The organism is Borreliella lanei (genome assembly GCF_014205895.1).
Lineage (GTDB): Bacteria > Spirochaetota > Spirochaetia > Borreliales > Borreliaceae > Borreliella > Borreliella lanei.
This window is the reverse complement of record NZ_JACHFC010000002.1, coordinates 37982-64787: the sequence shown is the minus strand read 5'-3', so window position 1 is coordinate 64787 and position 26806 is coordinate 37982. Positions and strand designations below refer to the sequence as shown.

The following is a 26806-nucleotide window of genomic DNA, read 5'->3' as shown; positions in this document are numbered from 1 at the left end:
GTTTTAGGGTTTTTATATGTTTATTGTTTTTTATCTTATTTTAATTATATTTATTTTTGTATATTTTCATGTGTATATTAATTTGAAAATAAAATCCAATAGCATACTTAGAAAGTTCAAAAGTGAGGTAGATAAAACAATTATTGAAATTAATCAGGCTACGGATAGAAATATAAATATTATTGAAATAAAAATTGAAAGTTTAAATAGAATCATTAAAGAGGTTGACGAGAGAATTGAAATTCTTGATCAAAGGTTGTTAGGATTTAATAACAGTTCTATTCCTGGGAATAGTCCTTCTAGTTTTGGATCGAAAAGTGATGGAATTTATAAAAGCAATTTGGATTATTCTATGCCTACTATTGAAAAAAATATAATAAAAGAAAGTTATAATGTTCGCAATCAGATTATTTTACTTCATGAACAAGGTATGTCTTTTGAAGCTATTGCTAAAAAGTTTAAGTTAGATCTAGGTGAGGTTGAGTTAATTATTTCAATACATAGGGGAGGTATTCATGAAAAAATGGATAGGTATTGATCTTGGAACCACAAATACTGTGGCATCGTATTTTGATGTTAATTCTAAGATAATATTAAATGAAAGGGGTGATCGAATAACCCCTTCTATTGTTTCTTTCTCAGATAAGGATGTTCTTGTTGGAAGTGCTGCTAAAAATCAAATATTAGTTAATCCTCAAAAAACATTTTATGATTTTAAGACCAATATAGGTTCTAATAATTTTTATAAAGTAGATGGTGAATTTTATAAAGCAGAATATATTTCAGCACATTTGCTTTCTAGTGTTAAAAGGAACGCCGAAAAATTTTTAGATGAAGAGATTGAAAATGCTGTAATAACAGTCCCTGCATATTTTTCTGAGATTCAAAGAAGATGTGTTGTTGAGGCTGCAAATTTTGCTGGTTTGAATTGTAAGGCCATACTTAATGAACCAACTGCAGCTGCTATTGCTTATGCTTTTGAAAGACAGATTGATGGAATTTTTCTTGTTTATGATCTTGGGGGTGGAACTTTTGATGTAACTCTTATGGAAAAACAAGGCGACACTTATACTGTTCTTTCAGTTAAAGGGCAAAGCCGACTTGGAGGCAATGACTTTAATAAAATCATTGAAAAACATGTTTTAGATAGTTTTAAGAATGAATATCCTGATTTTAATATAGAAGATATTTTTCTTCTAGAACAGTTAAGAGAACGAATTGAAGAGGGTAAAAAAAATTTATCTGTTATGGAAGAGGTCGACATTACTTTGCTTTTCCTTGATGGTAAGCATTTAAATTATAATCTTAAAAGGGATGAATTTAATTCGATGATAAGTGAATATATTGACAAAACCATTCAGTTGTCTATGGAATGTATTGCTGATTCTGGAGTTGATATTAATAGTGTTTCAAAAATCATACTTTCTGGTGGTTCAACAAGGATTCCCTTGATTAAAAAAGTTTTAAAGGAATCCTTTCCTTCTGTTTCAATTTTAGATGCTTTAAATCAAGATGAAGTTGTAGCTATTGGTGCGGGTATTCATGCTTGTAGTCTTTCTAGAAATGACCCTGTTATCAAGTTTAAGGATGTGACTCCTTATTCTCTTGGACTTGAGATAAAGGATAATGGATTTTTTACTTTAATAGAGAGAAATACTGCTTTACCAATTTCTAGGAGCAAACTATTTACGACTACCAATGATTATCAAGATGAAATTGAGATTCATATACTTCAAGGCGAATATAAAAAAGCTTCTTTAAATTATTCTATAGGCAGGTTTTCCTTTGGTAATATTCAAAAAGCTTTAAAAGGAATTCCTAAAATAGAGGTACTTTTTACTTTAAATGAAAGTGGTATTTTGAGTGTTAATGCTAAAGATTTAGAGACCAATTCTTCTAATTTTATTGAAATAAAAATTACAAGTTCATCTGACAATATAGCAAAAGAAAGTCTTTCGAACACTTTTACAAGTATTATTGATTAAAAACTCAAAGAAGTAAAGATATTTTTTTAAAAGTAATAAATTATTTTCCCCAATATATTATCAATTTTTATATATCCGTAATCTCTTGAGTCTAATGAGATCTGTTTGTTTTCCCCTATAACTAAATAGTGGTCATCAGGAATTTTTTTATTATTTTTTTTTAAAATATTTTCATCTATTTTAAAGTTTAAGTCGTGTATGCATATTTTATTTTTTTCTATTTGTTTAAATTTTTCTCCAGGAATTGCAAAAATTTTTTTAATGGCAATTTTGTTTGTTATAGGATCTTTAATAAGTACCATTTCATTTTTTTGGGGGTTCTTCCATAATAAAAGGTATTTTTGACGATTTTTAAGCCTAAGTCCGTATGCAAATTTGTGATTTACAATCCAATTTTTTTCAAATATTGTTGGCGTCATTGATTCGCCTTTTACTATGTAAAATGATAAGAACAACTTTATTAAGGTTATTAAAAATAAGCAAGCGGCTAAAATCGACGCTAGTTCATATTTGTGAGCTTTAAATATTCTCATAACTTTTAAACGATGCTTTCATTCAAATGCAATTTTCTATTGTATAATGAAATAGCATGTTATGATTATACCAAAAAAAAAGCAAAGGGTAGAAAAACGTAAAAAAAATTTTTTATTCAATGACAAAAAGAGTGTCAATTTTGAATTAAAAGATTTTGCCAATATTTCTAATATTGGCAAAAGAAGAAAAAAAGTTTTCAGCTTTAAAAACTTTTTTAAAAAAAAAATCAATTTTTTTAAAAAAGTTTCTTTATTTTTCTATAAGCTTAAAATACAAAATATTAATCATTATGAATATAAATATTATTATAAGAGCTTGAGAGAGAAAGTTTTTGACATCTTTAGTGTAAAATTCGATTATAAGCTTGTTTTTAAACTTAATGCAATAATCTTTATTTTTATATTAACATTTTATATTAACATTTTTTCTTATTATGGTTCGTATGTTTTTTTAAATAAGCTTGCTTTGCCTAAAGATTATTTTATTGATACATTTTTATATTATAGCGATCAAGATATAGCTCAAATTAGTAGTTATTTACCCGAATCCAATGTTTCTGCAAATGTTCCTGGATTTAAAAAAAATTTTGTATTAAAGGTATTTGATCATAAAATTAAGCCTGGAGAAACGCTTTCACATGTTGCAGCTAGATATCAAATAACTAGTGAAACTTTAATTTCTTTTAATGAAATTAAAGATGTAAGAAGTATTAAGCCAAATTCAATTATTAAAGTTCCTAATATGAAAGGAATTGTTTATGTTGTTAAAAAAAATGACTCTATTTCATCTATAGCTAGTGCTTATAATGTTCCCAAGGTTGATATTTTAGATTCTAATAATCTTGATAATGAAGTTTTATTCTTAGGGCAAAAATTGTTTATTCCTGGAGGAAGATTGCCCAAAGATTTTTTAAAAGAGGTTTTAGGAGAGACTTTTATTTATCCTGTACAGGGCGTTATTACTTCAGGGTATGGTTATCGACCAGATCCGTTTACAGGAGTTATTAGTTTTCACAATGGAATAGATATTGCAAATTTAGCTAATACCCCTATTAAAGCTTCAAGGGAAGGCATTGTTGTGACTGTAGGATTTAATGCGGGAGGGTATGGAAAATATATTGTTATTTCTCACAGCAACGGATTTCAAACTTTATATGCGCATTTGAATTCTTTTGCCGTTAAGGTTGGAAAAAAAGTTTCAAGGGGAGCGGTAATAGGTTATATGGGGAGTACTGGCTATAGCACGGGTAATCATTTGCATTTTACCATTTTTAAGAATGGTAAAACTGAAAATCCTATGAAATATTTAAGATAATGTTTTTCATGTGTATTTAGATATGTTAATTTTTTTAAGTATTTGAGTTAGTTTTTTGCCTTCTACTAGATCAATAAGTCTTCCTTCAATCATTTGTTTAGCCTTTAAAGAGAATTTTGATGGAGCAATGCAGAGCCCTTTTATTTTATTTTCTTTTATTTTTGAAATGAAATCTTTTAAGAATAATTCACCAAAAGTATCTTGTTCAGTTCTTACAAAGCGTACTATTAAATTTTCTTCCCACTGATTGTTAGCTAAGTGAAAGTTTATATCAATAAATTGTGTTGTTATTTCGTTTATTTTAGAATCTCTTATTTGAAATTTATTTAAGTATAGTTTTAAAATAATTTCATTTGCTATTTTTTCAAAATTTTCTTTTGAGCTGCGCAAATATATTCTTAGGGCTATGTTTTCGTTTAACCTTTTGCTAAATTCCAATTTTTCTTTAATATTTTTGTAATTTGGATCAATCTCTTCGACCTTGGTAAAAGCTTCTGTAGCTTTTTGATAATTTTCAACAGAGATTTGAAGTTCTCCAAGATTATAAAATAATTCAAGGAAAGTTTTTTTAGGCAAGTCAGGTTTTACTTTTATTATTTCTTTAATATTTTGTTCTAATTTTTCTAATTCTTTATTTTTTGAATGAATCTCAGATGTAATCAATAAAGCCTCATAAATCATTCCGTCTTTTTGTTTTATTTTGTTAGCAATCTCTAGTGCTAGATGATCTTGATTCATTTTTGACAAAGACTTAGCATATGCCAAAAGAGCTTCAATGTCGCCTTGTATGTTTTTTTTTATATTGTTAAATATTATAACAGCTTGTCTGTAGCGTTCCAGATTAAATAAAGTTATTCCAAGGTGTTTTAAGATATCTTTGTTATTTTTATTAAAATTGTGGACTTTTTTAAGATAGTATAGAGCTTCTTTATACATTTCGTTTTTTAAGAATGCTATACCAAGATAATAATTTGCATCCTCATCTGTTTTTTTTATCATAAAAGCTTTTCTTAAATATTCTAAGGCTTCTCTGTTAAAATTTCTTTTAAGATTATAAAATCCATAGCTTAAAAAAGCTTTAAATGTGTTTATTTCTTGGTTTATTGGGTTGTCTTCTATTAATTGGCATAATTTTTTTGCATATTTTATGCCATTTTCATGGTCTTTATTTTTATAGTAGTAATTATTTAAAATTTCAAGGGCACCTATTTCGTTTGGATTTGTTTTTAATATAGAAATTGCTCTTTCTATTAATTTTCTTGTTCTCTCATCATCTTTTTTGATTTTCCCTATAGTTTTACCTATTGTAAGTTTTAATGCTATTTTAAAAAATAAAAACACTAAAATAAATACTGTTAATGAAGAGATTACTATAAATAGTGACAACACTCGTATTGCTCCTAAATTAAAAATATCCCATTAATTTGCATCATCATAGTTACCTTTAATAAAAGTTATTTACTTAAAATAAAAGTAATTTGTAAGTTGAATATCACATTATTTATATTATATTATAGTTATAATAATAATGATAACTATAATTAGTGCATAAGTTTGGTTTCAATAAAATTAACAAAGCAAAGAGGTTATGATTTTTGAAAGGGTTTTTAGCGATAAAATTATCTAATAATGAGTATTATTCGGTTTTAAATTTAGATGATAGCTCTGTTAAGAGAATAATATTGGGCAAGGTTGTAGGCGATACCAGTATTAAGTTGAATTTTTATGTTAGTGAATATGAAGATTTTTTAGATCCTTTTTTAGTTGGTTCTTTTTTCTTGGATAATTTAAAAAAGGAAAGCTTGAGCGTCAATGTTTATTTTAAAGTTATGGATGAAATACTTTATGTTTATAGTGAATCTGATGGGATTCAAGATAAATCAAAGTTTGATTTAAGCATTGTAGATTTTAATCAAACCTTCAAAGGATCTAATAGGAATAACTCTTTAAATGATTTTAAAGGTGGCATTGGTAATGATTTGTCTGTTGAAAATTTGGGTTCTGAATTTGATTTAAATTTTGAAGAAAAAGATGCTTTTGTCAAAAAAGATGTTTCTGATATAAGTATGTCTGCTATTAATTCTTCAAATCTCAAAACCGAAGAAGATCAAAAAATTGAGGCAAATGATTCAAATTTTGAAGGTTTTGATGACAATGATGAGGATAGCTATATTGATTCTAAAGAGCTTAATTTAGAAAATAAAAAAGTTGAGTATATTGACGAGCAGTCTTTAAATCTTAATAATTTTGAGCTTCAAAAATTAGAAGAATCTTCTTTAGAAGAAGAAGATTTGCATGATTTAAGTGTTGAAGACATTATTGCAGATATTGACAAAGATTTAGTAGATACTTCAGATGAAGATGTAGAACTAGATCTTAGAGAAGATTTTGAGAATGATGTGGTGAAAAACAATTTTAAATTAAATTCAAGTGAGGGGGTGGTTCATTCTCCCATGCTGTATTTGAGTCTTATTTCTCTTTTCCTTTTGATATTTTTTTCTTTGTTTTTAGTTTTTTCAAAAATTTTGAAACCTAGAGATTTTATTTCATATTGCTTTGAATATGATAAAAATAGAATTGAGAGATATGAAAAAGATCAATATGTTTAATAGAAGTTCTTATGTATTACAAAATTTTCTTTTTCTTTTTTTATTTTTGAGTTTAGTTTCTTGTTTTGCAAAAAAAGAAATCTCAGGTAATGATTTTATTAGGGCGCATTCAAAAGAGTTTGATTTAAATAATTTGAATTGGTTATGGAATTTTGATTATTCAAAAAAAAATTTTGATAAGCATTTTAATATAGATCCAAGCTCTTATATATATGTTGCTTATTTGTTTAAAAAAATAGGATTTGAAGAGAAATTTGTAGAGTATATGAAAAAGGCTATAGCTAATGGGGATGGCATTGCATCTCAGTTTGCTGGAGTTAAGCTTATTGAATATTTTAACTCAATAAAAGAATATTTTGCATCTGAATTGATTGGGGATAGGCTTTATAAAAAATACGAAAATAATAAATTTATTATATTGGGGTACTTTAAAAGTCTTTATTGGCAAAAGAAAAACGATAAGGCACTTAGTCTTTTAAATAAGCTTGATAAGATGAAATTTTCTGATTATCAGGAAAATGAAAATATTTTATTAAAGGCAGCCCTTTATCTTAATCTTTCTAATGCAAGTGAGTCAAAAGTTTATTTTAATAAGCTTTTTGAGAATTTACCTGCAAATTCTTTACATGTAAGAGCTTATGATTATTTTATTATTGAAAATAAGTCTAAGTATTTTGATGCAAATTTTTTAAATCTTGTTAGATTTAAGTATGAAGTAGCAAATGGTAATTTTGATAATGCAATAAACATATTAAATAAAAATGGTTTAAGTGATTATTATGACAATAACATTGTATTAAGTGATATTTATAAGGCTTTTATTAGTTCTGGCAAAGTTTCAAATGCTTTAACATTTTTTGGTAAAATAAGGAGCAAATATAAAAATTATTATTTAGGCATTCTAAATCTTAGAGAAAAAAATAATTTAGGACTTCTTCTTTTAAAAGAATATCTTGAAGGTTTAAATCTTAATAATGAGATTAACAGGCTTGATTTGCTTAATAATGCTTTTAGCAATTTAATTTTTACTAAGAGTTCAAGGGATTATTTTGCCGAAAGCGTAGCCAAGTTTTATACTGAGAGCGATAAAAAAAATTCTACTTTTATTAAGATTTTAGAAGAGTATATTTTGGAATCAATTCAGCTTGAAGACTATGGCAATCTTTATAAGCTTTATTCTAATGCTCAAAAAGTTATTTCTAATTCTATTTTGTCTAAGCTTGCTTTTATTAATGCAAGGCTTATATATCATAAATTAATTAAACCTAACGTAAGTGGAGAATACAAGAATCTTTTGCATTCTGCTGTTAATTATGATAAATGGTCTTATTCTTCATTTATGAGCAGGTACTTATTAGATCAAAATATTGATGAATTTTTTACAGGTGGATCTGATATTAAGTATGAGCAATCTGATTATGAGATTTTTTTGGAAGGATTTTTAAAATTTAATCTTTGCAATTATGTTAGAGGGTTTATTTCTGAAGATTTTAGAAATGGATATAAATTTTCACTAGATTTTTATCGAAAAGTATACGATGAACTTTTAAAGAGTGAAAATTATTATGATGCAACTCTTGTAATTAATTATCTTGTAAATCAAGATGAATCTGCTTTAATGGAGAATGATTATAAAAGGCTTTATCCTTATTTGTATGGATCTTTGGTAGAATATTGGGCTAAAAGACGGGGTCTTGAAACTAGTGTTGTATTTTCTTTAATAAAAGCGGAGAGCAGTTTTGAGAAAAATGCTGTCTCAAAACCCGGTGCTGTTGGCCTTATGCAGGTTATGCCATCAACAGCAAATGATATTTCTAAAGAACTTAAGTATTTTAATTATGATTTAAAGATTCCAAAAGATAATATAATAATTGGGACATATTATTTGAAAAAAAGAATATCCACAACCGGCAGTCTTTATAAGGCTCTTGCATCTTACAATGGGGGTATTGGTAATGTTAGAAAGTGGGAAAAAAGTTATGGACATTTGTCAAAAGAGCTTTTTATTGAGGCAATTCCTTTTAGTCAGACTAGAAATTATATTAAAAAAATATTAGTTTATTCGGTATTTTATGATGCTTTGTATGAGAAGAAGGGAATAGATTCGGTAATAGTTAAAATTATGGGCGAATTTCCCAAAAATTAATATTGGAGCATTTAATGACAAATATTTTAAGTGCAATTATTTTGGGTATTGTTCAAGGCATTGCAGAGTTTTTACCAATATCTAGTTCGGGACATTTATTACTTTTTAGGCATTTTATAAATTTAAAGCTTTCAATAATATTTGATATTTATTTGCACCTCGCAACAGTTTTAGTGATTATTATTTACTACCGTAAAAGGATTTTGGAGCTTTTTTTAACTTTTATTAGATTTTCTTTAAGAAAAACTGTTAAATCCGATTTAGCAAATTTAAAATTAATATTGCTAATATTAATAATAACTATTGTTACTGGAGTTGTTGGGACTTTTATTTCAAAATACGAGAGAATGTTTACATTACCTTTCGTTCTAATTAATTTTATTATAACGGGGATTTTAATTTTGATGCTAGAATTTAATTTTTTAAAAATTGATTTTAAAGGTAATATTTTGTTAGTAGGAATTTTTATGGGACTGTTGCAAGGCTTGGGTGCGCTTCCGGGAATCTCTCGTTCGGGAATTACAATCTTTTCAGCGTCGGTTATTGGATTTAATAGAAAAAGTGCATTTGAAATTTCATTTTTATCTTTAATTCCAATAGTTTTTGGAGCGATTTTATTAAAACATAAAGAATTTTATGATATTTTTATGGTTTTAAATTTTTTTGAAATAAACTTAGGAGCATTGGTTGCTTTTGTTGTTGGTATTTTCTCAATAAATTTCTTTTTTAAAATGCTTAATAACAAAAAACTGTATTATTTTTCGATATATTTATTTACACTTTCAATTATAGTTTGTTATTTTTTTAGAATATGAAAGATTTTTATCAGTATTTTCAATTTTTGTTTTTTTTTATGCTTTCGATTATTTCTTTTTCTCTTTTTGTAGCATTAACCCCTTTGAGCAATGTATTTATATTTTTTGTTTTCAATCTATTAGGGCAAATACTTCTTAATGTTTTTTCATTTTTGTCATTTTATTTAATAGTATATCCAATTGTTAATTGGTACGCCTATAAAAAACATATTTTTACTAAACGATTTATATTTAATTGGAATTATACCGTAATATTGTTTTTTACTTTAATATTTTTAATAAAAATTAATTCTAATGTTGAAAAGTCTTATTTTATTAAGATATTCCTTATTAATTTTGGTATAGTATTGGGGAATTTTTTTATTTTTACTCTTTTAATTTTAGAATTTGTTGTTTGGATTTACTTAAATTATGTCTTTTTCAAGGATGTTAATTTTATTTTAGATACTTTTAAATTTTTAGAGTTTAAGATTAAAATTTTGTTTGAAAACATATTAAGTTATTTTCCCTTTTCAAATTCATTGGATGTAAAAAAAGATATTAAAGTTTATGGAGATCCTGCAGAGGATTTAAAAGATTCTCAAGTTTTTGATGAGAAAAAAAATATTATTAATGATGAGGAATATCAAGCCCTATGGTCATTTAGCGCTTTTTTAAGAAACAATAAAAAACCTTCCAATATTAATTTAGACAAAACTGTTTTTGAAGACTCAGATTCTGGAGAAGTAAGCTCTTTAAATAAGGATACTTTAAATGAGAATGCTTTAAATTCAGATGAAAATGTAGGTGAAATTGATGAGTCTTGTGAGTATAAATATTTAGACAATCTTGAGGATAATAGGTTAATTATTAGTGGAAAGGTTAAAGCCTGTGAGATAAGGACTAAGGGCATAATTAGTCAAGTTGCTATTCCTCATGCTTATAACGAAAATGTAGCTTCAAGTAAAAAAAGTGATTCTTATGTTATTGATATTTCAGTTTTTGATCAGAAAGAGATTAAAAATGATGTGGAGGATATTGAATATGATAAAGAAATTCAAAAGCAATCAATTATTCTCCAAGAGACATTAAAAGAGTTTAATATTAATGCTAAATTAATTGATATTATTAAAGGGCCTGTTGTGACAATGTATGCTGTTCGTCCGGATAAGGGAATTAAGCTTTCTAAGATTACTTCTATTTCCGATAATATTGCTTTAAGGCTTGCGGCTATTAGAGTTAGGATTATTGCTCCAATTCCTGGCAGAGAAGCTGTAGGGATTGAAATTCCTAATAAAAGGCGTGAGTTTATTTTGATTTCAGAGATAATAGACAGCAAGGAATTCAGAGGTGATTTTAGAATTCCTTTTGCTCTTGGAAAAGAGATTAGTGGCGAAAATATTGTTTTTGACCTTGTTAATTCTCCGCATTTATTAATAGCTGGTGCAACTGGGGCAGGTAAATCCGTTTGTGTGAATTCTTTAATTGCTTCAATTATTTTTTCAAAGTCTCCAGATGAAGTAAAATTAATTATGATAGATCCCAAAATAGTTGAGCTTAAACTTTTCAATGATATTCCTCATTTACTAACTCCAGTTATTACAGATGTAAAGAGGGCTTTAGAGGCTCTTAGATGGTGTCTTGATGAAATGGAGAGAAGGTATGTGCTTCTTGATAATTTATTGGTAAGAGATATTTCTTCTTATAATAAAAAAATAAAAGATGAGAATTTGAATTTAATGTTCTTGCCATATCTTGTAATAATTATTGACGAATTTGCAGATCTTATTCTTTCTGCAAGAAAAGATTTGGAAAATTTAATTTCTAGGCTTGCTGCAATGGCTAGAGCTGTGGGAATTCATTTGGTTCTTGCGACCCAAAGGCCTTCAGTTGATGTTATTACGGGAGTAATAAAAGCCAATTTTCCTTCAAGGATTTCTTTTATGGTAGCCAGCTCTATGGATTCAAGAATAATTCTTGGATCTTCTGGTGCTGAAAAGCTTTTAGGAAAGGGAGATATGCTTTATATTAGTTCTTCAAATCCCTTTCCTCAAAGAATTCAGGGTGGATTTTTGAAGGAAAGAGAAGTTTACAGGCTTGTTGAAGAGGTTAAAAAATTTGGTTCTCCAAATTATATTGATGATGAAATATTTATTGATAGTGTAAAAGAGCCAGATTTAGTTGCTCTTGGACCTTCTGATGAGCCAATGTTTGATGAAGCTCTTGAGATTGTTAAAGCCACAAGAAAAGCATCAGCATCTTATTTGCAAAGAAGGTTGAAGATAGGTTACAATAGAGCAGCTAGAATTATTGAAATCATGGAAGATATGGGATATGTGGGGCCTGTTAATGGATCAAAACCAAGAGAGGTATTAATTTAAAATAAAGAGATATCCATTTGAACATCTCTTGTGTAATCTATCTATTAGTTTTTTGTTTTAATTTTCTTACTTTTTTTGCTTGTTTTCTTTTAAAAGCTTTTTCTTTTTTTACACGTATTGTGGATGGTTTCTCATAGTATTCTCTTCTTTTCCATTCGCGAATAATTGCTTCTTTTTCAATCATTCTTTTAAAACGTTTCAATGCTTTTTCAAGATTTTCATTTTTGTCCACAGTGACTGTTACCAAAAAATCACCTCCTTTTACTCTATTCTTTTAATATTATTTATTATTTTATTTTTGTCAATAAGCATACCATTTAAAAGGAAATCTGGGTTTATTGCTATACCATTAATTCTTACTTCGAAGTGTAAATGAGGACCTGTTGAAAGGCCTGTATTTCCAGTATGTCCAATATATTCCCCAGCACTAACTATTTTATTTTCACTTATTCCCAATTTTGAGAGGTGAAGATAAATTGTAAATACTCCCGGCAAATGTTGTATTATAAGGGTATTGCCTGTTAGCTCTCTATTTTGTGCAAACACAACTTTTCCTTTACCAGCAGCAAAAATTGGAGTATTTTCTCTCTTGAATGGGGCATAATCAATTCCATTGTGCATTGTATAATTTGAAATTTTTTTGCCACCTTGCATGTAAAGCCTTAAATCTCCGTATGGGCTTGTTACAATGTATTGATCTTTTATTGGTTTAACCAAAGCATCATAGTGGTATATTGTTGTGTCTCCAGTATTGCCGATAATATTCCACAAAACCAAAGCCTGTTCTTTTTGTTTTGTGGATTTTTTTTGGGTGATAAGCTTGGCTTTTTCTTTATTAAAACTAATTTTTGTTCTTTTGAAGTTAAATTTTTTTATTTCTATTTCTTTAATGTAGCTTTTATTTTCAAATTCTATTTGAATTTTTCTTTTACCCTCTTTTATCATTGGGGTAATTCCTATAAATGCTATGTAATAAGTTTTGCTTCCTACTGTGAATTGAAATGGAGAAGAGCTTATGATTGGATTTTTATTTGTGCTTAAAAGTGATAAACTTTTAAAGTTTTGATTACTTGCAAAGTATATGTAATCTCCTTGAAATGCCTCTTTTTTATATTGGACTTTAGGAATAGTATTTATTATTTCTGAATTTATATTTTCTATTCCTAGAATACACAATATAAGTAAGGCTTTTTGTATTCTATACATTGATTTGAACACTCTTTTTTATATCTATGATTTTCAAAATTTTTTCTCTAGGATAATAAAAATCTTCATTAACTGTAAAAATGATATCTAAATATTGATCTTCTTTTATATCCAATTCTTCTATTTTTTTTGTTCCGTTAAAAAAAATAGCTTTATAGTAATCGTTTTGTGATTTAATTCGCATATTTATATGTTTTGAGCTTTGATTTTTGTCAATTATTTTGAGTTCTTGAAGGTAGGCATTTTCCATCATTAATACCGGCTCTCTAAATTCATAGCCATAAGGTTCAAATATTTCTATTGTTTTGAAAAGAGAATCTTTTGTTAAATCCTTTGGAAGAATGGCATCTATTAATATTGATTCGTTTTCATCAGTATTTTCATATTCAACTTTTGTAGTTGCATATTCTAGTTCTTTAATAAACTCTTCGAGTAAATTTTCATGCAGTGTGAATCCAGCTGCAGCTTTATGTCCCCCTGAATTTATTACTAAATGGGAAGGTATTATTGATATTAGTGTTTTTGAATTGATTTTATTGTTTGATCTAATTGATCCTTTAATAATATTATCTTGCTTTGTTAAAAAAATAGCAACTTTTTGGTAGTAAGCGGAAAGTCTAGTTGCAATTCTAGAGCTTATTCCTTTTGGAGTATTTTTATCATAGCAAACTATGAATTTATCGTTTTTAAAAATAGTATTTTTATTATGTGAATTCCAAGCTTTTTCTTCTTTGTATTTTCTTAGTTCGTTGATTTCTTTTATTTCTTTAAATTTGTTCTCTATTTGATTAATGTCGTTAGTTAGTAAAAAATTTATTGCAATATCTGCTTTTTCAAGCCTTCCTGTTGAGTTTAGTATTGGTGCAATTTTATATGCAATATCTATTGAAGTTATATTTGGTTTTGTTAATATGTTTGCATCTTTTAATAGATAATTAATAGACATTCTTTCTCTTAGAGCGATTTCTTTAAGCCCTACTTTTAGGATTATTCTGTTTTCATTAATAATGGGCATATTGTCTGCTATTGTTCCTATTGCAACAAAGCTAAGTCTTTTTAGGCATTTTTGGAACAAATTTTTATTAGTTTCAAAAATTATGTTGTAAAATATGTAGTAAAGCTTGTCTTTAATCTCAACTTCTTTATATTTGAAATATTTAGTTGCTTGGATTAAGTCCGTTAATGTTTTTTTTCTAAAATTTGGATATTTTTTTATAAAATTTTTACTAATATCAATTGTGTTTATGTTTCTTGCGAAGTGTTTATTTAATAATTGATCTTGATCTTCTTTATTAAAGATTACTATGTATTTGTTTTGTATAAATTTTTCTAGTTTGTTTGAGTTAATTAAGGGGTCATTTTTATTATTTAATCTTAGATATTGTTTTAGAATGTAGTTTTTTATTTCTATTGCATGAAGAATAATTTCATTTTTTGTTTTTTCTAAAAATAAAAATACAAGGTTTTTAGAATAAAGGTCTGTAAAGGACATGTTAAGAGCAAGGCAAGTTTTAAAGCTTACACAACATCCTGCTATTTCTTTGAATGGGTATTTGTCATCTTTTAGGTGAGGATTTATAACTATGCTTTCAGTTTTAAAATCTTCGCTTGGAAGATGGTGGTCTGTTATTATTATTTCTATTCCTTTTGAATTTGCATAATTTATTTCTTCAATGCTAGAAATACCATTATCAACAGTTATGATTAAAGAAATTTTTTTTTCTAAAGCTGTATTGATTAATTCGTTTGAAAGTCCATAAAATTCTCCATTTGAAGGTATTTTATAGCTCACATTAAGTCCATAATCTTTAAGAGTTTCATACATTATTATTGTTGCTGTGATTCCATCAGCATCTTTATCTCCAAAGATTAATATGTTTTCATTATTTTTGATTGCTTTATTAATTCTGTTTATAAATTTATCTATATTTTTAAATAAAAATGGGTTATGTAATAAATTTACGCTGTCTTCAAGGAAAAACATGAAATCTTCTTCTTTGATTTCTCTTTTTATAAGTAAAGCTGCCTCAAAAGTGTTGATATTATATTGCTTAGCAATGCGAGTTAATTCTTGGGTTTGTATATTAGTCTCTTTTTGTTTCCAAATTTTCATTTACTTCTCTAGAATTCATTTTTAATCGATTTTTCAAGGATTATTCTTTACTAACTTCACCATAGATTAATTAATTTTAAGCAGTAGTCATTATGTTTATTATTGAATGGTATAGCTTTAATGGATTGTAATTTTTATCGTAATCCAAATTCGTGGTCATAATTTTAACTGTTAAAATTCTCATTTTATTATTTTATAATAAAAAAAAATATTATTAAATGAATTTCCATAAAATATTTGTTTTGTTATAATTAGCTTAGGAGATTTCAAATTTTATGGATGAATCTAAAAAAGCTAGGCTAGGAGATAAAAAAAAAGAAAAAGCCGTAGCTGGGATTTTGCCTCATTCTAATAAACCTGCAAGGGTGCCTTTAATAGCGGTTCCTTCTCATCCAGTTTTTCCAGGGATGTTTATTCCGATTGTTCTAATCTCTGATTCTGATATGAAAGCAATCGATTATGCTATGAAAGGCAATGGTATCATTGCCTTATTTGTTTTGAATGATAAATTTTTAGGAAAAAACAATAATAATGCTCAACAGAAATTAATTATTGATTATAGTAAAGATATTTATTCTGTTGGAGTTACTGGAAAGATAATAAAAAAAATTAATCTTCCAGATGGTGGTTACAATATATTTGTTTCAACTTTTGATAGGATTAAATTTGTTAAAGTTGTTCTTAATGACAAATTTCCCATAATTGAGATTGACTATTTAAAGCAAATTCCAGTTAGAAAAGATGATATTCAATCAAAGGCAGTTTACAGCAGTATATTGCTTAGAACTAAAGAAATATTTGCACATAGGAAAATGCCGGAAGTTCAATTAAATATGGTTAATATTGAGGATAAGGGAAAACTATGTGATATTGTGGCCAGCACTATTTCATCTTCAAAAAATGATCATCAAATAGTTCTTGAAACTTTGAATGTAAAAGATAGGCTTAAAAAAGTTTTAGAACTGATTTATGAAGAGCTTAATTTAATTGAAATTCAAAATAAAATTGCTAAGGGCATTCAAGAGAGATTAGAGAAACAGCAAAAAGAGTTTTTTTTAAAAGAACAGCTTAAGGCTATTAAAGCTGAACTTGGCATAGGAGATAAAAAAAATAGCGATTTAGAAAAGCTTAAAACTAAGCTAAAGGCTTTAGAGTTAAAGGGAGAGTCTTTGGAGGTAGTTGAAAAAGAGTTGGAAAAATTTTCACTTCTTGAGACAAGTTCGGCTGAATATATTGTTGTTAGGAACTATCTTGAACTTATTACTGAGCTTCCTTGGCGAGATTTGAAAATTAATTTTGATAAATTAGATTTGCAAAAATCTAAAAAAATTTTAGATAAAACTCATTATGGAATGAACGAAGTTAAGGATAGAATTATTGAATATATTTCTGTTCTTAAGCTAAGAAAGACTCAAAAGGGGGCTATTATTCTTTTAGTGGGACCTCCTGGCGTGGGGAAAACTTCTATTGGGGCAGCTATTGCAAAGGTTTTGCGTACCAAGTTTTTTAGATTTTCTGTTGGCGGAATGCGTGATGAGTCAGAGATTAAGGGACACAGAAGAACTTATGTTGGTGCTTTGCCTGGAAAAATTATTCAGGGCCTAAGAATTACTAAGACAAATTCTCCTGTTTTTTTAATTGATGAGGTGGATAAAATTTCTGCTTCAAGTTATGGGGATCCTTTTTCGGTTCTTCTTGAAGTTTTAGATCCCGAACAGAATGTTAGGTTTAGAGACCATTATCTTGATCTTCCTTTTGATATTTCGAATGTATTTTTTATTTTAACTGCTAATTCTGTTGAAACAATCCCAAGACCTTTGTTAAATAGAATGGAGGTTATTGAAATTTCTGGATATGTTGATAATGAAAAAATAGAGATTGCAAGAAAGTATTTAATTCCCAAAGTTTTAAGTGAAAACGGAGTTGATAAAGATTCTTTGAAATTTCAAAGTTCATCTCTTGTTCAAATCGCTCAAGAGTATGCAAGAGATAATGGAGTGAGAAATTTTGAAAAATATTTAAACAAAATTGTAAGAAAGGTTGCTAGAAAGCTTATTGAGAATACTGAGGTTAAATCTTATCAAATTTCCAATGACAATCTAGAAGAATATGTTGGTGTGCCTGTTTTTAGAAAGGAAAGCATGCCCAATGCTATGTATTCAGGGATGGTAATGGGCCTTGCTTGGACAAATTATGGAGGTTCAACTTTAATGATTGAGACTGTAAAGACAGAGTCCAAGGTGGGTGGAATTAAATTGACTGGTAGGCTTGGGGATGTTATGAAAGAATCTGCTAATATTGCCTATACTTATGTTAATAGTATTAAAGGAGATCTAAATATTAGTAAATCTTTTTTTGAAAAAAATATTATTCATTTACATATTCCAGAAGGAGCTACCCCAAAAGATGGGCCTTCTGCAGGAATTACAATAGCTAGTGCCTTTATTTCTCTTGCTCTTAATAAGGTCGTTAGACCTCATTTGGCTATGACAGGAGAACTTTCTCTTACTGGGAATGTAATGATGATAGGGGGTCTTAGAGAAAAAATAATTGCAGCAAAGCGTAGTGGTGTGGAACACATTATTGTTCCTAAGGCAAATAGAGTTGATTTGGAAGAGATTCCTATTAACATTAAAAGCGGCATTAATTTTTATCTTGTAGATAATATGCGTGAGGTCATTAAATTATTGTTTTAATTTTTTAAAATTATTTTTTGAGGCTAGTTTTACACTAGGTTTAAATAAATGAATTAATAATGGAAGAAGAGTTAGCGATGCAAGAGATGTCGTTAGCATTGTAAAAGCAATTATTGCTCCAAGAGTTGATATTATTTTATAAGATGAAAATGTTAGAGTTAAAAATCCTATTCCAACAGAAATGGAATTTGCAAATATTCCATTAAATACGCTGGGTATTGATTCAAGAAGTGCGGTTTTGTAGATTTGATTTTTTTGGTATTGTAAAATAAACGTATTGAAAAAATGAATTGAATAATCCACTCCTACTCCCATACTTACAGATGCAATTGTTGCTGTTGCAGGGTTTAAGGTTATTCCAAATAATCTCATTACAGCAAAGTTTAAAAACACTGACCATGCTACTGGGATTGCAATAATTATTCCGGTTTTTATAGATTTAAAGAAAAACATAAGTAGCAGTGTTATTGATCCAAGAGTTGTTATAATGTTCATAACCTGTTCTTTTACCATAGTTTTAGCTATTAATACCTTATCATAAACACCTGAAAAATGATATTTATTATTTTTCATATATTCATTAATTGTTTTAATAGCATATTTTTCAAATTTTTTTATTCCTTCGGTTGAGTTGTCTTCAATTCTTACTATGATAGATATTAATGACCAATCATCATTAATGTACATTTTTTTATTGTCTTGAATCCAATCGCTTCTATCTACCAAATTTATTAGTTTGTTTAGTATAATTTTGTTTTCAGGTAGTTTATACTCTAGTGGGGATTCTTTTTTAATTTTAAAATTTGTAAATTTTAAAATTCCATTAATAGAACTAGATTGAGTTTTTGCAGAAAATGCATCAAGCTTGTCTGTAATTAAGTCTAATATTTGCATTGCTTTAGCATTTTTAAATTCACCGGGTTTACCTTCGATTTCTATTTTAAAAATCGATATTCCTCCCATTTCTTTTTGCATTAGGTTTAATGTTTTTTTTACACTTGTGCTTTCTTTAAAGTAATCTTTTTCATCAAAATTTATTTCAATTTTTAAAAGACCTACAATAGAAATTCCTAGTATAATAAGGACCATTATAGAGGATGTATATTTTCTTTTTAATATAGATTTTGTTATTTGTGTATTTAGTTTGGCAAGTTTTTCAAGGAAAAATATTTTATTTAGTTTATTTTCTTTTTCAAAAGACCTTTTTTTTGTAAATGGGATTAATGTTATTATTCCAGGTAAAACGGTTAATGAGATTGTCATTGAGATAATTACTCCAATTGACATGAAAATACCCATTGTTTTGTAGGCATTAATTGAAGAAGTTGTAAGAGATAAAAATCCAAATGCAGTTGTAAGAGATGTTAGCAGGATGGGCGTTTTAAGTTTTTTAATAGTTGCTTTTATGGATTCTTTTGAGAGTTGTTCTTTTTTTATTAATTTAAATATTTCATTTATTATGTGTACAGCATTGGCACATCCGATTGAAATAAGTAAAACAATCATTGAAGTTTCTGGCACTGTAATAGGGGATTGTACAAGCCCTTTAATTCCAAAAGTCCAAATCAATGATAATAATGCAATAAAAATAGGAATTAATGCGCCAATTAGATTTTTTATAATAAGATAAAGTGAAATTATTACTACAAAAGCAGCAAGAGGTCCTAAGATCTTAAAGTCTTCAACCATGTAGTTTAAGATTTTTTCTCTTACTATTAAATCCCCCGTAAGATACAACTTTAAATCGTCTGTTTCATATTTTTTAATTGTTTTTTCCATTTCATCAAGTTCAGTTTTTAAATTTCTACTGAAGTTGATTTTATCACTCTCTGATGGGATTATTATGAAGTATATTAAATTTTCTGAGTTGCCTAAGAATGTGTTTTTTACAAATGGAGTTGCTTTTATTTTATTTTTTATTTCTTCTATATCTTTATCTGTGTAGGTTTCTTTTTTAAATTGTGGGAAATAAGAGAATATGCTTGTAACGGCATTTGGAGATACTTTTAAAATTTTAGTTATTTCATTGATTACGCTATTTATTGTTTCAAAATTTTTTTTATTGAAAATGTTTTTTTTATCCCGAAATATTACTATTGTAGATAAAAGTGAATTACTTTTGTCAATATCTATTAAGCTTTCAGTTTCTTTGGTTTTGGGTATAAGTTTTAAGATGTTTGCATCGAATTTAAGATTTTTTAAAAAAAATCCTAAAAAGATAGTAATTAAGATAAATATTGTGAATATAATTCCTTTATATCTAATGCTTAGACCTTCAAAGTCCATATCATGCCTCTTTTTTACTTTATCACTATATTGACAAGCTTGTTTTTAATTACAATTATTTTTACTATTTTTTTATTGAATAAGTTTGATTTTATTTTGCTATTTTCCATTGCTATTTTTTTTAGTTCTTCTTCTTCTTCTGTCTCTTTGTTTAATAAAATTTTGTCTTTTATTTTTCCATTTATTTGTAGGACAATTTCTTTTTTATCTTTAATAATAAGACTTTCATCGAATTTTGGCCATTTTGAATTTTTAAATAAACTAGGAAGCTCTCCAATATATTCCCACAACTCTTCTGCTAAATGGGGTGCATAAGGGGATAAAATAATGATAAACGGTTTAAATATGTTTAAATAATTTTTTTCATACTTTAGAAGTTCATTTATAAATATCATCATTGCGGAGATTGCTGTGTTAAAATTTAGTTTTTCTGTGTCTTCTGAGACTTTTTTTATTACTTTATGTAGTTCAGATATTATTTCCTTTGGAGGATTGTCTTTTGATAGTTCTTTTTCTCTTAAGCTCCAAATTTTATTTAAAAATCGAAAAACACCAATAATGCCTTTAGTATTCCAAGGCTTAGAATCTGTTAGTGGTCCCATAAACATTTCATAAATTCTCATTGAGTCTGCTCCAAATTCTTTAATAATGTCGTCTGGGTTTATTACATTCTTTAAAGATTTTGACATTTTGGCAATTACTTGGGTTACTTCTTTGTTATCTTTTTTGTCAAAAAATTTATTGTCTTTTTCTATAACTTGGTCATTAGGTATTAAAATCCCATTTTCTTTTTGATAAGAAAATGACGTTATTATGCCTTGATTTACTAGTTTTTTAAAAGGTTCTTTGGTATTTACATATCCTAGGTCATAAAGAACCTTGTGCCAAAACCTTGAGTAAAGCAGGTGTAATACTGTATGTTCAGCTCCTCCTATGTATAAGTCAACTGGCATCCAATATTCAATTTTTTTTTTGTTTGCAAACTCTTTTGGGTTTTTAGGGTCTAGGTATCTTAAATAATACCAACAAGAGCCTGCCCATTGAGGCATTGTGTTTGTTTCTCTTGTAAAACCCATATCTTTTACGTTTACCCAATCTTTAATTCTTGACAAAGGAGATTCACCTGTTCCAGAAGGTTTGTAGTTCGCAATTTCTGGAAGCTTTAAGGGAAGGTCATTTTCCTCTAAAGGTATTGCATTTCCAAGCTTATCAAACAAAATGGGTATGGGCTCTCCCCAGTATCTTTGTCTTGAAAAAATCCAATCTCTAAGCTTATAAGTAACTTTTTCTTTCCCTTTTTTGTTTTTAGTAAGCCATTTTATTACTTTGTCTTTTACTTCAGAATTTTTAAGATTATTAAATTCATTAGGAGAATTTATTGAAATTCCATCATCAATAAATGCTTTTTCTAATATTTCATTTTTCCCTGATTTTGATATCACAGGCAAAATTTTTAATTGATACTTTTTGGCAAATTGAAAGTCTCTTTCATCATGCGCTGGAACGCCCATTACAGCCCCGGTTCCGTAAGTTCCTAGTACGTAGCTTCCAACCCAAATTGGAATTTTTTCATTTGTTATTGGATGAAATGCGTAAGATCCTGTAAAAACTCCCGATTTATCTTTTTCAAGAGAGGTTCTATTAAGATCGCTTTTGAGTTCTTCTTGCTTTACATATTTTAAAACATCTTTTTTAAAGTTGTTTTTTGTTATTTTTTCTATTAGTTTATTTTCTGGTGCGATCACTAAATATGTGATGCCAAAGATTGTGTCTGGCCTTGTTGTAAAGACTTTGAGTTTATCGTTGTGGCCTTCAATTTCAAAGTCTATTTCAACTCCTGTTGATTTGCCAATCCAATTTCGCTGCATTTCTTTTACAGATTCAGGCCATTCTAATTCTTCAAGGTCGTTTAACAATCTTTCAGCATACTTTGTAATTTTTAAAACCCACTGTCTTAAATATTTTTTTTCGACGTTGTAAAATCCTCTCTCAGATTTTGGTCCGTCTGAAGTTTGAATAATCTCTTCATTTGCTAACACGGTTCCAAGCTCAGGGCAGTACCATACAGGCATTTCTTTTACATAAGCTAGCCCTTTTTTATATAATTGTAGGAAAATCCACTGTGTCCATTTATAGTAATTTTCCTCATGAGTTCTAATTTCTCGATCCCAATCATAGGCAAACCCGAAAGCTTTTATTTGTTTTTTAAACTTATTGATATTTTCTTCTGTACTTTTTTGAGGGTGAGTACCCGTTTGTATTGCGTAATTTTCAGCAGGAAGTCCAAAGCTATCAAATCCTATTGGATGAAGTACATGAAATCCATTCAAAAGCTTGTATCTTCCAAATATGTCAGTAGCTGTGTATCCTTCTGGATGGCCAACATGAAGCCCGTTGGCAGAAGGATAGGGGAACATGTCAAGTATATATAATCTTTTTTCTTTGGGAATGCTTGGATCTTCTTCTACTTTGTATGTTTTGTTATTGTCCCAAAATTCTTGCCATTTTTTTTCAATTTTTATGAATTCGTATTTAGACATTTGTCCTCTTGAAAATTAACCCACAATAACTTAATCTCTAATATCCTTTTAGATCGCATTTTTGTTAATTTTTTTAATAATCTGCTAACAATTTTGATGCTGTGAACTGGACTTGAACCAGCACGGGCTTGCGCCCACTAGCCCCTCAAGCTAGCGTGTCTACCACTTCCACCACCACAGCACTGTTAACCATTATATTTTTTATTTTAAATTTTTGTCAACTTTTTTATTTTTTTTAATTACGTAGATTATTGTTGTTGTAGCTATTACAATAATAAATATTGTAAATATAATTATTTTTATTTTTGAAAATATTATTTCAAAGGATTGTCCTAGTTTAAAGCTTAGAGTAAAATAAACGATTATTGAGAGTAAAGTTGCAAAAAAGTCAGAAACAATAAATAGATTGGACTTCATATTTCCCATTCCTGCTGATATAAATATTGCGTTTCTAACTCCGAAGGGTATAAACCTTCCTATAAATAAAGTTAATACCCCATATTGACCATAATAGTAATTTATTTTGTCAAGCAGGTTATTGTCTTTTTTGTTTTTAAACAATTTATTTCCCATTAATTTTCCAATATAAAAAGATATTATGTCCCCAATATAGGCTCCCCAAAAAATCCCCAAAAATATTAATACAGTATATTCATTTTTTCGACTAGATAAAATTCCGCCCATTAGTACTATTGCATCCTCAGAAATAGGAACATTAAGCCCTGCTAAAATTAGCAAAGAAAAAAATACTATTGGGGAATAAGCTATGTTTGAATCAATATATTCTATTATTGTGTTTATATACATTTTTGTCATCTATTTCTTGTTTTATAAGTTAAATATATACTTGCTAAAGTTAAATATGCAAAGTAAAGGATAAGAACTGTTTTGGCCATTTTTAACGTTGTTGTGGATAGCTCTGAAAATATTGATACAACAAATATTAGGCAACTTATTATTGTTATTGGTATGGTAATTTTCCTTAATTCTTTGGTTTTCGATGGGTAAATAAATTTTATTGGGATGAAGCTTGTTATAATGCATATTGACATTATAATAAGATTTGTTATTTGCTCCATTTTAAAGATTATGTTTAATATCACAAAGAAATTCCATAGGGAAGGAAATCCCCTAAAGTAGTTGTCATTTGTTTTTGCATCTGTTCTTGAGAATTGGTATGCTGATGAGAGTAAAATTCCGATGCAAATAGCGACTTTATATTTTTCTTCAATAAATTCGCCTAAATAAAAAAATATAACAGGTATGAATGTATAGTTTATATAGTCTGTAATATTATCAAGTAGAGTGCCATCAATTTCAGGTATTAATTCTTTGACTTTGAGTTTTCTTGCCATAGTTCCGTCAATTCCATCTATTATGAGCCCTATTATTGTTAACTTTAAAAGAAGATAATAATCACCATTTACAATTGAAATTATTGAGTAAAGCCCTACAATCAAGCCAGATGCTGTAAAAATATGTACAAGCCAAGCTAAAATCAAATTGATATTTCTCACAGTAAATCTCCTTTTATTGGAATATTTTCTTTATCTCTTCAAGTCTACATTTGAAAATGTTAATAGTGTTTTCTATTGTTGCTTTTTTTGTTAAATCTACCCCGGTAATATTTAAGGAATCTAGTGGATATTTAGAACCACCTGTTTTTAAAAATTTTATATAATTTTTTACTGCATCTTTTTTATTTTCTTTAATATCTTTGTATATTGCCAGGGCAGCTGCAATACCTGTAGCATATTGATACACATAAAAGGGTGAATAAAAGTGAGGGATTCTAAGGCATTCAAGGGGACTCATTTCATCAAATTTTAGACTAGGTCCAAAGTATTTTTTTAGCAAATTCATATAAGTTTCTGTTAGTGTTTCTTTTACCACAGGTTCTTCTTTGCTAATCATTTCATGAATAATGTACTCAAATTCAGCAAACATTGTTTGTCGGAAGAATGTTGAAATCATGTCGTCAATTTGTGTGAGTTTTATATATTTTATTTTATTAGTATCTGTTTCGTTTTTTAGCAAATATTCTGCCAATATTTGTTCGTTAATTATTGATGCTATTTCTGCTTCAAAAATGGAATAATTATAGTGTGGAAATGGGTTGTTTTTTATACTAAAGTAAGAGTGCATTGAATGTCCTGCTTCGTGTGCAAGCGTAAACATATCCCTTATCGATTCGTCTTTGTAATTAAGAAGTATATAAGGTTTTCCGTTGTATGATCCAGCGCTAAAAGCCCCTGATCTTTTTCCAGTATTCTCGTATTTATCAACCCATCTTTCTTTTAAAAGACCGTTTCTTAGGGTTTTTGTATATTCATTTCCTAGTATCTCTAAAGATTTTAATATTTTCTCACAAGCTTCTTCAAACGAATTTTTAAATGTTATTCCTTTTGTTAATGGCACGTAAACATCGTAGTGATATAGATATTCTTGGTTTAAAACTTTTTTTCTAAACTCATAATAGTCATTAAGTATAGATAAATTTTCATTGACAGTTTCGATTAAATTTGTATAAACTTTTTTATCAATATTGTTTGAAAAGAGTTGCATTGAAAAAGTATTTTGAAACTTCCTTGTCTTTGCAATAAAGTGACTTTTCTTAAAGTCTGAGATAATAAGATTAGCAAGTGTATTCTCATTATTTTTGTATTTTTGATAAAATTTTAAAAAAGCTTCTTTTCGTATTTTTTGATCTTCATTTTGTAGAAATAGTGTGTAGGTAGAATTGGTTAAAGGTTGTCCATTAATTTCTCCAAATTCCATATCAGCATTTGTTAATGCTGAGAATATGTTTTGATAAGATAAGTAAAGAGGGGTATAGTTAGCAAGTATCTTTTCTTCTTGTTCGCTTAAAATATGGCTTTTTTCTCTTAGTATTTTTTCAACTGCAATTTTTTTATCCTTAAGCTTTGGCTCATTTATCCAAGCTTGAATTTTTTTTTCGTCTGTTTTTAGTATTTTAGGAATGAAGTATGAGGTAGTATTAGATACTTTTGTAGCTAAGTTGACACACATAGAATATAGCTTATTTGAATCCTTGTTTGTTACATCTGTTTCTAATTGAAGCATTGCATAGTAAGAGACCTTCTCTAAATCTTCCATGATTTCGTAGTATTTGTTTAAAGTTTCTTTAAATAAATCAAAATTTAATTCCAGTTTTTCATATTTTTTAAATTCTTTGGTTTTAATTTCAATAACATTAATTGCTTTTGCATATTCTTCTTCATTTGCAAATAGAAAAGATAAGTCCCATTTATCATTCTCATTAATTTCATTTCTATTTATCACTAAATTCTCCTCTTTCTTTTTTTATTGCTTGAAAAGAAATAATAAGTCGAAATTTTATAAACATTGTGCTTTTTATTTTACAATAAAGTCTAAACTTTATATATAAAAAGCCTTTAAGTTTAACTGTTGAATAAAGATTCTAATAAAAATTTTTTAAATTTTAAAAATGCTATTCCTCGATGGGATATTTTGTTTTTTTCTTCAAGTGTTAGATCGCTAAGCTTTTTATTATTTTTAGTTAAAAATATTGAATCATAACCAAATCCATAGTTTTTGTCATCATTTAAACTTAAGGCAATTTTCCCCTTAATAATTCCTTCAAAATTTAATATTTGTCCATTTTTTGATATATAACTTATGTTGCATATAAAATATGCTTTTCTATTTTTTTCATTTTTCATTAAGTCTAAAATTAGTTGATTTTTTTCATTAGTGCTTAATTTTTTACATAGCTTATAAATGTCATATCTTTTAGAGTAAATTCCAGGTTCCAAGTTTAGCGCCTCAATGCACAACCCAGAATCTTCCCCAAAAACATTTTGATTTTTATTTAAAATTTCAAACAGTGCTTTTGCTTTAAGCAAAGAGTTTTCTTTAAATGTTTTTCCTGTTTCTTTTATGTTGAAATTTTGAGGGACTATTAAGTTTAAATTAGGTATATCTAATATATTTTTTACCTCATTTATTTTATTTTCATTTGTTGTTGCAAAAAATAGTGTTTTCATCTATATAATAATAAAGTATTTATGAGTTTAATTGCATAATTGTATTGGTTTTAAATATTGTTCTCTTAAATTTTATGTGTTTGTTAAGTATTTTTATACCGGGTTTTTATAAGAAAATTTGCATTTTTGTATAAGATATTTAAATAAATTCTTAATTTTTTGTTTGAGCATGGT

Annotated in this window: 19 protein-coding genes and 1 tRNA gene; 8 read left to right on the top strand and 12 right to left on the bottom strand. The window is 27.6% G+C overall.

Annotated features, from left to right (window positions below; genetic code table 11):
- Positions 1–16: 16 nt before the first annotated feature.
- Both HNQ06_RS02480 and HNQ06_RS02475 read left to right on the top strand, forming a co-directional pair.
- Complete coding sequence (locus HNQ06_RS02480) at positions 17–538, top strand: DUF6115 domain-containing protein (protein WP_184107381.1); 522 nt, start codon at positions 17–19, stop codon at positions 536–538.
- Positions 516–1985 carry an Hsp70 family protein gene (locus HNQ06_RS02475; protein ID WP_184107380.1) on the top strand — a complete coding sequence of 490 codons (1470 nt, stop codon included), beginning with the start codon at positions 516–518 and terminating at the stop codon, positions 1983–1985. The genes HNQ06_RS02480 and HNQ06_RS02475 overlap by 23 nt, the downstream gene beginning before the upstream one ends.
- Before the next feature lie 26 nt (positions 1986–2011).
- Here HNQ06_RS02475 and lepB read toward each other — a convergent pair whose 3' ends face one another.
- A complete protein-coding gene (gene lepB, locus HNQ06_RS02470) occupies positions 2012–2518 on the bottom strand; it encodes a signal peptidase I (protein ID WP_184107379.1) in 507 nt (168 codons plus the stop codon).
- A 61-nt stretch (positions 2519–2579) separates the two neighbouring features.
- On the opposite strand from lepB, the gene HNQ06_RS02465 reads away from it, so the two are divergent.
- Positions 2580–3833: a M23 family metallopeptidase gene (locus HNQ06_RS02465; protein ID WP_184107378.1), complete on the top strand. Its 1254-nt coding sequence runs from the start codon at positions 2580–2582 to the stop codon at positions 3831–3833.
- Positions 3834–3839: 6 nt separating this feature from the next.
- On the opposite strand, the gene HNQ06_RS02460 is transcribed toward HNQ06_RS02465, so the two are convergent.
- The gene (locus tag HNQ06_RS02460) at positions 3840–5222 is read right to left on the bottom strand and encodes a tetratricopeptide repeat protein (RefSeq protein WP_184107377.1); all 1383 of its coding nucleotides are present in this window, start codon (positions 5220–5222) and stop codon (positions 3840–3842) included.
- 206 nt (positions 5223–5428) lie between these two features.
- On the opposite strand from HNQ06_RS02460, the gene HNQ06_RS02455 reads away from it, so the two are divergent.
- Genes HNQ06_RS02455 through HNQ06_RS02440 form a run of 4 tightly spaced genes read left to right on the top strand, consistent with a single transcriptional unit; the run spans position 5429 to position 11763 of the window.
- A complete protein-coding gene (locus HNQ06_RS02455) occupies positions 5429–6442 on the top strand; it encodes a hypothetical protein (protein ID WP_184107376.1) in 1014 nt (337 codons plus the stop codon).
- Positions 6435–8588: a flagellar assembly lytic transglycosylase gene (locus HNQ06_RS02450; protein ID WP_184107511.1), complete on the top strand. Its 2154-nt coding sequence runs from the start codon at positions 6435–6437 to the stop codon at positions 8586–8588. The genes HNQ06_RS02455 and HNQ06_RS02450 overlap by 8 nt, the downstream gene beginning before the upstream one ends.
- A gap of 14 nt (positions 8589–8602) precedes the next feature.
- Positions 8603–9403: an undecaprenyl-diphosphate phosphatase gene (locus HNQ06_RS02445; protein ID WP_184107375.1), complete on the top strand. Its 801-nt coding sequence runs from the start codon at positions 8603–8605 to the stop codon at positions 9401–9403.
- Entirely contained in the window at positions 9400–11763 is a 2364-nt protein-coding gene (locus tag HNQ06_RS02440; RefSeq protein ID WP_184107374.1) for a DNA translocase FtsK, read from the top strand. Before HNQ06_RS02445 ends, HNQ06_RS02440 begins: the two co-directional genes overlap by 4 nt.
- A gap of 37 nt (positions 11764–11800) precedes the next feature.
- Here the strand turns inward: HNQ06_RS02440 and rpsU are convergent, their stop codons facing one another.
- From rpsU to recJ, 3 genes are read right to left on the bottom strand one after another with little or no spacing between them, the layout of a single operon-like run.
- Positions 11801–12010: a 30S ribosomal protein S21 gene (rpsU, locus tag HNQ06_RS02435; protein ID WP_002656880.1), complete on the bottom strand. Its 210-nt coding sequence runs from the start codon at positions 12008–12010 to the stop codon at positions 11801–11803.
- Between the two features lie 14 nt (positions 12011–12024).
- Entirely contained in the window at positions 12025–12969 is a 945-nt protein-coding gene (locus HNQ06_RS02430; RefSeq protein ID WP_184107373.1) for a M23 family metallopeptidase, read from the bottom strand.
- A complete protein-coding gene (gene recJ, locus HNQ06_RS02425; RefSeq protein ID WP_184107372.1) occupies positions 12962–15082 on the bottom strand; it encodes a single-stranded-DNA-specific exonuclease RecJ in 2121 nt (706 codons plus the stop codon). The genes HNQ06_RS02430 and recJ overlap by 8 nt, the downstream gene beginning before the upstream one ends.
- Before the next feature lie 275 nt (positions 15083–15357).
- Between recJ and lon the strand changes: the two genes are divergently transcribed.
- Positions 15358–17778 (top strand): endopeptidase La, encoded by a 2421-nt coding sequence (lon, locus tag HNQ06_RS02420; RefSeq protein WP_184107371.1) that lies wholly within the window; start codon positions 15358–15360, stop codon positions 17776–17778.
- Here lon and HNQ06_RS02415 read toward each other — a convergent pair.
- The 7 genes from HNQ06_RS02415 to rdgB all read right to left on the bottom strand — a co-directional run bounded on the left by HNQ06_RS02415 (position 17767) and on the right by rdgB (position 26632).
- The gene (locus tag HNQ06_RS02415) at positions 17767–20064 is read right to left on the bottom strand and encodes an efflux RND transporter permease subunit (RefSeq protein WP_184107370.1); all 2298 of its coding nucleotides are present in this window, start codon (positions 20062–20064) and stop codon (positions 17767–17769) included. The two genes, lon and HNQ06_RS02415, sit on opposite strands and share 12 nt — an antisense overlap.
- Before the next feature lie 14 nt (positions 20065–20078).
- Positions 20079–22604, bottom strand: a complete 2526-nt coding sequence (gene leuS, locus HNQ06_RS02410; RefSeq protein ID WP_184107369.1) for a leucine--tRNA ligase — start codon at positions 22602–22604, stop codon at positions 20079–20081.
- Positions 22605–22701: 97 nt separating this feature from the next.
- Positions 22702–22785 (bottom strand) — tRNA-Leu (locus HNQ06_RS02405).
- Between the two features lie 20 nt (positions 22786–22805).
- Entirely contained in the window at positions 22806–23420 is a 615-nt protein-coding gene (locus tag HNQ06_RS02400) for a DedA family protein (protein WP_184107368.1), read from the bottom strand.
- Entirely contained in the window at positions 23417–24121 is a 705-nt protein-coding gene (gene pcsA, locus HNQ06_RS02395) for a phosphatidylcholine synthase (RefSeq protein ID WP_184107367.1), read from the bottom strand. Before pcsA ends, HNQ06_RS02400 begins: the two co-directional genes overlap by 4 nt.
- 13 nt (positions 24122–24134) lie before the next feature.
- On the bottom strand, positions 24135–25907 hold the full coding sequence (gene pepF / locus HNQ06_RS02390; protein WP_184107366.1) for an oligoendopeptidase F: 1773 nt from the start codon (positions 25905–25907) through the stop codon (positions 24135–24137).
- Between the two features lie 119 nt (positions 25908–26026).
- The gene (rdgB, locus tag HNQ06_RS02385) at positions 26027–26632 is read right to left on the bottom strand and encodes an RdgB/HAM1 family non-canonical purine NTP pyrophosphatase (protein ID WP_184107365.1); all 606 of its coding nucleotides are present in this window, start codon (positions 26630–26632) and stop codon (positions 26027–26029) included.
- Between the last annotated feature and the right edge of the window lie 174 nt (positions 26633–26806).